This is a genomic window from Psychrobacter sp. A3, assembly GCF_028823565.1.
GTDB classification, from domain to species: domain Bacteria; phylum Pseudomonadota; class Gammaproteobacteria; order Pseudomonadales; family Moraxellaceae; genus Psychrobacter; species Psychrobacter celer.
Genome location: NZ_JAPEHS010000023.1, coordinates 24,410 through 34,686, shown reverse-complemented (window position 1 = coordinate 34,686; position 10,277 = coordinate 24,410). Strand labels below are relative to the sequence as shown.

Genomic DNA, 10,277 nt, shown 5'->3' with positions numbered 1-10,277 from the left:
AGCCTCTGGGAACGCAGCACGCAAGTAAAATTTATACCAGTAGCGCGTTTAAATTCATAACAGTTTTACATTCAGCTAACTATAAACCGCCAAAATATAATGTTTAACTAAATAAGATCATAGCACACAAATATTCAGTTATATGGCAGAATTAAGAGCTATTCAGAGAACTGACCAGTAGCCAATAAAAAAACGCCATCACAATCGTAACGGCGTTTTCTACTTATGCAGATATTTCTATGCTAATTACAACGCTTTTAACTGCTCCATCTGCGCTGTCATCGTTTTAAGCTGCCCTTCTAGCTCAGCCAGTTTCGCTTTTTCAGCATCAACCACTTGCGCTGGCGCTTTACTCACAAAGCCTTCATTACTCAGCTTACGCGCGATACCGTCGGCTTGCTTTTGTAGCTTCTCATGCGCTTTGTCCAGACGTACCAGCTCAGCCGTTGGATCGATCAGTCCTTTCATCGGTACCAGTACGCGTAGCTGGCCGACCATGCTTGATGACGATAGAGGCACTTCATCGCCTTCTTTGACGATCTCTAAGCTCTCGACTTTGGCCAGTGCTTTAAACTGGTTTTTGATACGTGATAGCCGCGCTTCTTCCTCATCTGAGATATTTTGTAGCAATACTGGTAGGCGTACGGCGTTACCCAGCTTCATCTCACCGCGGATATTGCGGATACTGGCGATCAGCTCTTGTAGCCATGCCATGTCCGCCTCCACCTGCTCACTGATCTGCGCATTATCAGCTTGAGGATAATCAGCGACGACGATGCTGTCGGTATCTTTACGGCTCAGCAGTGGCGCGACAGTCTGCCAAATCTCTTCGGTCAGATACGGCATGATCGGATGGCTAAAGCGCAGCGCCGTCTCGATCACATGCAGCAACACGTAGCGGATTTGCGCTTTACGCTCGTCTGTCACCGAGTCGTCATTGAGGCTGGCTTTGGCAAGCTCGACATACCAGTCACAGTATTCGTTCCAGATAAACTCATAAATGTCATGGCTGACCATATCGAGGCGATACTGGGCAAAGTGCTGATGGATATTGCTAATCGTCGAGTTGAGACGGCTCATGATCCATTTCTCTGGCAATTCCCAAACATCTACGTTGGCCGCTTGGTCGATAGGTTTGGCGTTACCGTCATTATCGATACAGTTCATCAGTACAAAGCGGCTGGCGTTCCAGATTTTATTACAGAAGTTACGATAGCCCTCAACGCGCTTGAGATCAAAGTTGATGTCGCGGCCAGTACTGGCAAGAGAGGTGAAGGTAAAGCGTAGCGCATCGGTACCGTAGGCTGGGATACCCTCTGGGAACTCTTTACGCGTTTGTTTTTCAATCTTCGCCGCGTCTTTGGGGTTCATCATATTGCTGGTGCGTTTTTCGACCAGCGCTTCTAGATCGATACCGTCAATCAAATCAATCGGATCTAAGACGTTACCTTTCGACTTAGACATCTTTTGACCATTGCCATCCCGTACTAGGCCATGGACATAGACGGTCTTAAACGGCACTTGCGGCGTACCATCTTCGTTTTTGACAAAATGCATGGTCATCATGATCATGCGCGCTACCCAGAAGAAAATAATGTCAAAACCAGTGACTAACACGCTGGTCGGGTGAAAAGTCTGCAGCACGCGCGGATCGGCCTTAGGGTCTGCCCAATCTAGCGTACTAAAGGTCCATAGCCCTGAGCTAAACCACGTATCAAGTACATCATCATCTTGGCGCAATACCACATCATCGCCTAAATTGTACTTAGTGCGAACCTCCGCCTCACTCCGTGCGACATACACCTCACCTGCCGCATCGTCGTACCACGCTGGGATGCGGTGACCCCACCACAGCTGACGGCTGATACACCAGTCCTGCAGGTCAGTCATCCATGCCATATACATGTTTTTGTACTGCGCAGGGACAAACTCAATACGACCGTCTTCGACCGCATCGATCGCTGGTCCTGCCAGCTTATTGACAGCGACATACCACTGATCAGTCAGCCATGGCTCGACGATGGTACCACCGCGCTCGGCACGCGGCGCTTTTAGCGCGTAGTCTTCGATGTCTTCTAGCCAGCCTTCGCTACTTGCTTGCTCGACCAGTTGTTTGCGCGCCGCAAAACGCTCAAGCCCAGCGTATTCGCTCGGCGTGGTCTCAAGCGCAGGCTCACGCGTTTGCAGATCAGCATAGACCTGCATCTCAGGCAAAATATTGGCACGCTCATCTAAGATGTTAATCAGTGGCAAGCTGTGACGACGGCCCAGCTCATAATCATTAAAGTCATGGGCGGGGGTAATCTTGACACAGCCTGTACCAAAGTCGCTTTCGACATAATCATCGGCCACGATCGGCACCACGCGGCCTGTGATTGGCAAAGTAATGGTCTTGCCGATCAAATGCGCATAGCGCTCATCGCTTGGGTTGACGGCCACAGCAGTATCACCCAATAGTGTCTCAGGACGGGTGGTGGCGACCACCAGATAGTTTTTGCCATCTTGGGTGGTGATGTCTGTATCGGTGAAATAGTAGCGGAAATGCCACAAGCTGCCTTTTTCATCGACGTTTTCTACTTCTAAATCAGACAGTGCGGTTTGGAACTTAGGGTCCCAGTTGACCAAACGCTTACCACGGTAAATAAGACCTTCATCAAACAGACGCACAAACACTTCTTTGACCGCATTGGATAAGCCATCATCCATGGTAAAGCGCTCACGCGACCAATCCACCGAGCTACCAAGACGGCGAATCTGACGGGTGATGTTGCCGCCCGACTCTTCTTTCCACTCCCACACTTTATCGATAAAGTCTTCGCGTGTCATATCACGGCGGCGGATGCCTTGCGCCTCTAGGCGGCGCTCAACGACCATCTGGGTTGCGATACCAGCGTGATCGGTACCCGGTTGCCAAAGCGTATTGTCGCCGTCCATACGGTGATAGCGGGTCAGTGCATCCATGATGGCATTGTTAAAGCCGTGCCCCATGTGCAGCGAGCCTGTGACGTTCGGCGGCGGCAAGGCGATAGAAAACGACTCATCCTTATCAAAAGTCGGGGCAAAATAACCACTCTCCTCCCAGCCTTGATACATGCCCGCTTCGACATCCTTTGGGTTGTAAGCGTTTTCTAATTGGCTCAAGGCAGCTTGAATAGACTCGGTCAAGTTGGTCGTGCTGTTGGTATGATTCTCAGGATTGCTCATAATAGAATAATCTTTTATTAATAATGAATGAATTCGGTCAAACAAATAACATGAAACGTAAGCGATGGGATTGATAGAGTGATTTTAACGCAGATGGCCAGATTTTGTTAGATGCTAAGGCAATTTATCGGCTTTTCGGCTGTGAAGCGCATCCATTAAACAATTAACGAACAGCAATTCCCCTCTGGCAAATATAATACGTTATAGTCATGCTATAACATATAACGTCTGTCCATATATTGGCCGAGACCTTCTGCCAGTTGGTAGCGCCCCATCATTGTCCCATAACCAGCGAGTTTACTGTGCCCAAAGATACCGAGCATAACAACACCTACCAAGCCGAGCCATCACGCAATAAGCCTACCGCAGAGGATATCGCGCGCCCTGACGATACGCCAGACCATGACGCCGCAGACCACTACCCGCCAGACGACAGCGAGGTACAAGCAACTAAGACCCTAAAGGATGAAGACCTACCCAAAGAAATCAGCGATGAAGACAAAGAAACCATCAAAAAAGTCGCAGGCGATGACAATCTAAGCCAAGCAAAAAGCTATGCCAGTATCTTGGTGGAGCAAGTGATACATGCCAAAGAAACCTTTGAGCGCTCTTTGGGCTCATTATTTACCAGCGCCTTTACCGCAGGGTTTGAGATTGGCATCAGCTTTTTTATGATTTTATCAGCCTTTGCGCTACTGAGCGCCGTCATACCTAGCGAGTATGCCCTCGTCCTCGCCTCCTTGCTGTATCCGGTGGGCTTTATCATCGTTGTCATCGGCCAGTCGCTATTATTTACCGAGCAGACCTCCCTCCTAAGCCTGCCTGTCTTAAACAAAATCGAACCCTTGCAAAAGCTGCTAAGGCTATGGGGCATCGTTATCGCAGGCAATATCGTCGGCGGCTGCCTGTTTGCCACCTTGATGATTGGCCTTGGCCTGAATATGCAGCTGTTTGGCGCCAGTGATATCGATGCTTATGCTGAGCATATTTTGGGGTTTAGATGGTGGGTCATCTTTGGCAGTGCCGTACTGGCAGGCTGGATGATGGGCATCGCGGCATGGCTTGTGACCTCAGCGCGCGATACCATTAGCCGTATCGTCTTGGTAACGCTAATCACCGGTAGTATTGGTTTTTTGGGACTACATCATAGCATCGTCGGCAACATCGAGATTTTCTCCGCCCTGCTATATGGCAATACCGTCAGTCTGTGGCGCTATTTGCTGTTTTTGATAGTGGTGCTGGCTGGCAATACGGTGGGCGGCGTGGTCTTTGTCGCGATACTAAAAAACCGCGCTTTTTTATTTGAAGTGGAGCGTGTCAAAGAGCAGACCGACGACAAAATATAGTCAGTCCGATATAACATCGGCACAGCGCGCAAAGAAAGCTAAACACTCGTAGCGCTGTCCCTATTTTAAAATAGATTACTTATAAGTATCGATGCGCGTGGCCTTAGCGCTGGTCAACACCCTATAAAACCAATACAAGGCGACACAGGGCGACTCGGATCGCTTTGAGTAGCCAGTTATAAGCGGCGAGCAGCTAAGACGCTCATCTCCACCTCTGAGCGCTTTACTTGACGATATTTGGCGCCAAACACTCTGACCAAGATACCAGCAGTCAAAAACATGATGAGGGTATAAATCGCAGGCGTCATCGACATTTTATAATTGGCCAATAGGGTCAATGCCATAAAGATAGATAACGTGCTGTTTTGTAGGCCGACTTCTAAGGTTACCGACGTTCTTTGCGCCAAATTTAGGCCGAACCATTTACTGCTATAGTAGCCAAGCGCCATGGTCGAGAGGTTAAGCAGCAACGATACCGGGCCTGTCGCGAGTAGCGCCTCGACGAGGATATCACGCTGGACATAGCTTAAAAACACCACCAAAAACATCAAGAATATCACCCCAAATCTCGACACATAGACCTGAGAGTTATCAGCGATACGCGGCGCATAGCGTTTGATCAGCATACCGAGGCTGATAGGCACGATGGTCAACACCACCAACGTCAGCACGGTTTTTAGGACAGGTAACTCAAACGCACTACCAGCACCCATAAAATAAATCAGCGAAAAGCTCAGCACCACAGGAATGCTAAAGACTGTGATGACACTGGCAATCGCTGTCATCGTCACTGACAACGCCACATCGCCTTTGGCCAGATAGGTAAATAAATTGGAAGTGGTGCCTCCTGGGCACAGCACCAGCAGCATGACACCGACGGCGTATTCAGGCTCTAGAGGCATAATATTGGCCAATGCAAAGCCGATGAGCGGTAATAACAACAGCTGATTGGTCAAGCCGATACCAACTGCCTTAGGGTATATTAAAACGCGTTTAAAGTCATTGGCGACGAGAGTGAGACCCATACCCATCATAATCAAAAACAAACAAATGGGGATGATAACTGAGTTGACTAAGGTGACAATTTCCAGACCGTCCATAACTACATCCTTGTAGATATAACCCTTACACGGGCAGGTTTATGACAACGTTATGATGCTCAATCAGCCAATCCTGCTGATATCTTGGGTAAAAGCCACCGACATTGTCAGCGTTTTTATACGACACTTTGTACACAACACTTTTTGGAATCATCACTACTGACATACACCCAAAAAATGTCGAAACATTGAAAGTCAGTATATCGTTGTAAAAGTGTATGTATTTGATTTTTCTGACTACTGGTCAGTCAGCGTTGGGTTTTGTGCTGCGACAACCACAGAGGAGAATCTAAATAGCAGTGCTACGAGGTATTAAGAGATGCTAGGAAGTGCAGAAGGTACACGTACAGGCGATGTGTGTGTAGCAGAAACGATAGGTGTGTGATCAGTACTGATGACCGCCGTGCCATAAGCAATGGCTTCTACCATACTGCCCAATTGGTTGATGTTAGTGACTTCTAGACGTACACCATAAATATGAGTGTAGCTTTTGGTTTTCGCTTGAGCGCGATCGGCGGTATGGTCTTCGTCGCCTTACTCAAAAACCTTACATTTTAGTTTGATATTTAAAAAACTAACGTGTGAATGCGCCACCAATATAGCGGATTCTTTTTTGTCTCATCTCGCTTTAGAATAGCCAATTCACTAATTTACCTCTACAATGTATATGCTAAAGACATTAGCCTAATATCAAACCAACTCCAAAAATTGGTGATAACATGCATCTTAACTCGCTTAAAATTCAAAATTTTCGCCTGCTTGAAGACATCGAAGTCAAAAAGCTTGGTCATGTGAACTTGATAGTGGGTAAAAATAATTCTGGTAAAAGCACCGTACTTGAAGCTATAAATTTACTAGCAAGTGGATTTCACCCAAGTTCTATCCGTACTCTTGCACATAATCGAGATGATATAAAACTTATTGCAGTTGACGATATTCGGCGCGAGTCCCGAATAGCTTTTGAAAATTTTTTCTTTGGTAGAAAATATCCAGATTCTGATGATTCTTTCTTATTTATTGGAAATGAAGATATATCTGTTGAAATTCACCATATCTTTTATAGAGATTCGGAAATTACGCAAGAGATAGAAGAGTCACTATCTAAGAAAGTAGAATATAAAATTATTTCAAAAGAAGACATAGATTCTATTGAGTCTATTAACGACATTCATTCTGGGTTACAGATAAAAACTAAAGGGCAGAAGGTAAAAATTATTGACTTAGAAAATGATGAAAGTTTGAATTTTAGAAGTATTAATAATTTAGAAAAAACCTTACCTTTTAGCTTCGTTAGTTCACAACTTACAAACATCAATGATTTGGCGAAAGCATGGGACACATTAGTATTTACTGAAAACGAATCTTATGTAGTCGAAGCATTAAGTATTATTGAGCCCGACATTCAAAACTTGGCATTTCTAAGTGATGAGTATTCTCATAAATACACTGGGACGCTCGGTAGACGCTTTAACAACGATGTACGTGTGCCTTATATTAAATTGAAAAATGTAGAAGGTAGAATACCTTTACATAGCATGGGTGATGGCGTATTACGCTTACTACAGATAATTTTGAAGATTTTTTCAGCAAGCGATGGCGTTTTATTAATTGACGAGTTTGAGAACGGTCTACACTATAGCGTGCAAAAGGATGTATGGAATTTAATTTTTGAAATCGCAAAACGCTATAATATTCAAGTATTTGCTACTACTCATAGCTGGGATTGCATTGAGAGTTTTGCTCAAGTTGCCAAAGAACGTGAAGATTTAGATGGTATATTGTTGCGTATGGGACGAAGTGTCCGAAAATCGGATAAAGGAAAAGTCCTTGCTACAGAGTTTGATGAAGATGAGCTATATAGCTTAACTAAAGATAAAATCGAGGTGCGTTAGTGTCTAAGAATCTATTAATAGTTGAGGGTAATGCGGACAAACATTTTATCAAAGAGTTTTTACGCTGTGAAAATCTAGATATTGATCTTGATGTACATGTGGCTACTGCACCTGAAGTAGATAATAATGTCAATTATACAACAAAGCAGGGAGTCATTAAGGCTCTAAACACACTCATACCACAGCTCAATGATGGTAGATATGAGCGTATCGGCACTGTGGTAGATATGGACTTTAGACACGATAGTAAGCTTTCCATCAAAGATCTTACGTTAGTACAACTATCAAATGTACTTAATCAGTATGATTTTAATCGAGATATGAAAAGTATAGATAATCAAGGTATCTTTTTTATGAGTGATGAGTTTGACCACCCAATTGGTGTTTGGCTTATGCCTGATAATGATAATGAAGGCTATCTAGAGCACTGGATTATAAATTCAATTAAAGATAAAAGTATGAGTCATTTTGATAAAGCAGAACTCTTTATTGAGAGATTTGATAATACGCATTTTAAATCTACTACAATTGCTAAAGCAAAAGTCTATACTTGGCTTGCTATCCAAAAAAAGCCATGTATGGATTTGAGTCGCTGCTTAAAATCAGAATCTAATTTACTAGATAGAAATTCTTCGAGCTATCAAAATTTTAAAGCATGGATTGTTAAAACATTTAGTTAGTATCATCTAAAGCCTCAACTTTGAAAAAGTCAAAGCGCAGATATCATGCCGCTTACGACAAAAAGCAATAAATCGACAATCAGTGCTGGCACTGAGCGTCACGGCAGCCTATACAGTAAGGCGGTTGGTCAGTGTCAATCAGCGATACTGCCAGAATCGCTACCACTGCCAACAGAGTCACTACCACCGCTGGAATCACTACCACCTGAGTTAGACAATTAAAGGCTAACCCCGATCTGATCAGCAAGACGTTCTCTGTCATCCGCTTCACTCAGCCAATGACTGTTTTGACAAAAACATACAGTAAGATAATCTTGATCAATACTGTTAATAAAAAAGCGATCATTGGATTATACTTTTAATCAATATGATCGTTACTCATGACAGCAGTGCCATAAGCAATGGCCTCCACCATGCTACCGAGCTGGTTGACATTGGTCACCTCAAGGCGTAAACCATAGATGTGATTGTAGCCTTTGGCATGTGCTTGAGTGCGCATACGTACGATGGCCTCACGGCGCGCGCGATCCAGCAGTGTCTCATAAGTGGTTAGGTTTTTGCCAAAGATGCTCAGCGCCCGCGCGACGATCATTTTAAAATAATCCTGCGCAATCACGACGCTACCGAGCACCAGCTCACCTTGCGTGTCCGCCGCCAGTTTGGGACGATAAAACCGCTCGCTTGAGACCACGATATGACCCAGCGTTTGCTCAGCTTGGCGTAGCTGCGCTAGATGCTGACGCTCATGACGGGTGCCAAAAAACCACCCCACCACAAACAATACAAGGAGCGGCGCATAGTTGATAAGCATTTGGGTAAATGACTGGTTCATGACACGTCTCTTCTTATAAAAAAGCGGATAGGCTTTTTAGGTGGTTAACCAAAAGGGTTGAAACGTGGTAAGTCATCAGCTGGCACTGCGCTTGGCTGGGTGGTCGCGGCTTGCGGCGGGCGTGATGAATCATCGTGACGATGGGGCGGCTGAGGCGCTGGATCCGGCATCGGTACGGCCTTGACCGCCGTACCATAGACAAACAGTTCGGAGGCCCCTTGAGCGATACTAGAGGTCGAAAAGCGCAAGCCCACCACCGCATCTGCGCCCAGTGCTTCGGCCTTGACCACCATACGATCGATTGCCTCTTGGCGCGATTCTTCTAACAGCTCGGTATAGGCAGTTAGCTCGCCACCGACGATGTTTTTTAGCCCAGCAAACAAATCTTTGCCGACGTGTTTTGAGCGTACCGTACTGCCATAGACCACATCCAAACGCTCAGTGATCTGATACCCTGGTAGATGCTCAAGATTGGAGAGTTGCAAAGCCATGATATTACCTTATGCATACAAAATAACAGCGGCAGCTGTCTGTTAAAACAGTTGCTACTTAAAAGAACTGACGCGTGGGACGTTCTAGGTACGGTATCAGTCGTTGGTATGAAACAACAAAAACAGCTCGGTCAGATTGCCTTCGATACTATTGGCCATCTGTGCCAGCTTGTCTTCATCACGGCGCATGGCAGCCAGCTCAGGATCTTCATCATCGATACCACTGAGCACAATCATCGGTAGCGTCAATACCGCCACATCCTCGCTGGTTTCTTCATCTTCAAACCAATCACTGGCTTCCTCGCCATACATCGCATCGACAAAACCAATCGACCAAGCGACGATGTCTGACTCATCGGAGAAATCTACCGCCACTTCCTCATCACCAGCGTCTTCGTTGAAAGGCAGCTCGATGGGTGTCTCGTTTTTTAGCTCAGCCATGATAGCGGCACGCCAGCGTTTGATACCATCGACGACGTTTTCTGGAATCTCGCTCACATGACCTTCAAAAAACGCATCCAACCAATTAGGCAGCGGGCGACCGATAACGGTGGCGGTCAAAAAACCATGGGCGGCGACACTATCGAGGACGTAGGGGTTTTCTTGGGTGTCTAAGTAGTCTAGTAGTTCGTCAAAGCTTAATGGATCACTCATGAGTAAAAGTCCTTAAATGAGGGGTATCAATCGCAAAACGATCGAAGATAGGCATGATGATGGAGGGGAGAAGAAAGC

Annotated in this window: 9 protein-coding genes; 4 read left to right on the top strand and 5 right to left on the bottom strand. The window is 45.7% G+C overall.

Annotation, left to right across the window (positions count from 1 at the left end):
• Positions 1 to 246: 246 nt before the first annotated feature.
• Positions 247 to 3,204, bottom strand: coding sequence for a valine--tRNA ligase (locus NK638_RS05300; RefSeq protein ID WP_274632204.1), 2,958 nt, complete (start codon positions 3,202 to 3,204; stop codon positions 247 to 249).
• Between the two features lie 302 nt (positions 3,205 to 3,506).
• On the opposite strand from NK638_RS05300, the gene NK638_RS05295 reads away from it, so the two are divergent.
• A complete protein-coding gene (locus tag NK638_RS05295; protein ID WP_274632203.1) occupies positions 3,507 to 4,550 on the top strand; it encodes a formate/nitrite transporter family protein in 1,044 nt (347 codons plus the stop codon).
• Positions 4,551 to 4,726: 176 nt separating this feature from the next.
• Here the strand turns inward: NK638_RS05295 and NK638_RS05290 are convergent, their stop codons facing one another.
• A complete protein-coding gene (locus tag NK638_RS05290) occupies positions 4,727 to 5,650 on the bottom strand; it encodes a bile acid:sodium symporter family protein (RefSeq protein ID WP_274632202.1) in 924 nt (307 codons plus the stop codon).
• A gap of 719 nt (positions 5,651 to 6,369) precedes the next feature.
• Here NK638_RS05290 and NK638_RS05285 point away from each other — a divergent pair.
• From NK638_RS05285 to NK638_RS05275, 3 genes are read left to right on the top strand one after another with little or no spacing between them, the layout of a single operon-like run.
• Complete coding sequence (locus NK638_RS05285) at positions 6,370 to 7,542, top strand: AAA family ATPase (protein ID WP_274632201.1); 1,173 nt, start codon at positions 6,370 to 6,372, stop codon at positions 7,540 to 7,542.
• A complete protein-coding gene (locus tag NK638_RS05280; RefSeq protein ID WP_274632200.1) occupies positions 7,542 to 8,222 on the top strand; it encodes a DUF3226 domain-containing protein in 681 nt (226 codons plus the stop codon). Before NK638_RS05285 ends, NK638_RS05280 begins: the two co-directional genes overlap by 1 nt.
• A gap of 45 nt (positions 8,223 to 8,267) precedes the next feature.
• Entirely contained in the window at positions 8,268 to 8,444 is a 177-nt protein-coding gene (locus tag NK638_RS05275; RefSeq protein WP_274632199.1) for a hypothetical protein, read from the top strand.
• A gap of 136 nt (positions 8,445 to 8,580) precedes the next feature.
• Here the strand turns inward: NK638_RS05275 and NK638_RS05270 are convergent, their stop codons facing one another.
• The 3 genes from NK638_RS05270 to NK638_RS05260 form a co-directional block, all read right to left on the bottom strand.
• Positions 8,581 to 9,054: a YbjQ family protein gene (locus NK638_RS05270; protein ID WP_274632198.1), complete on the bottom strand. Its 474-nt coding sequence runs from the start codon at positions 9,052 to 9,054 to the stop codon at positions 8,581 to 8,583.
• Positions 9,055 to 9,098: 44 nt separating this feature from the next.
• Positions 9,099 to 9,545, bottom strand: a complete 447-nt coding sequence (locus NK638_RS05265; protein ID WP_274632197.1) for a YbjQ family protein — start codon at positions 9,543 to 9,545, stop codon at positions 9,099 to 9,101.
• A 96-nt stretch (positions 9,546 to 9,641) separates the two neighbouring features.
• Positions 9,642 to 10,199: a YecA/YgfB family protein gene (locus tag NK638_RS05260; RefSeq protein ID WP_075100354.1), complete on the bottom strand. Its 558-nt coding sequence runs from the start codon at positions 10,197 to 10,199 to the stop codon at positions 9,642 to 9,644.
• Between the last annotated feature and the right edge of the window lie 78 nt (positions 10,200 to 10,277).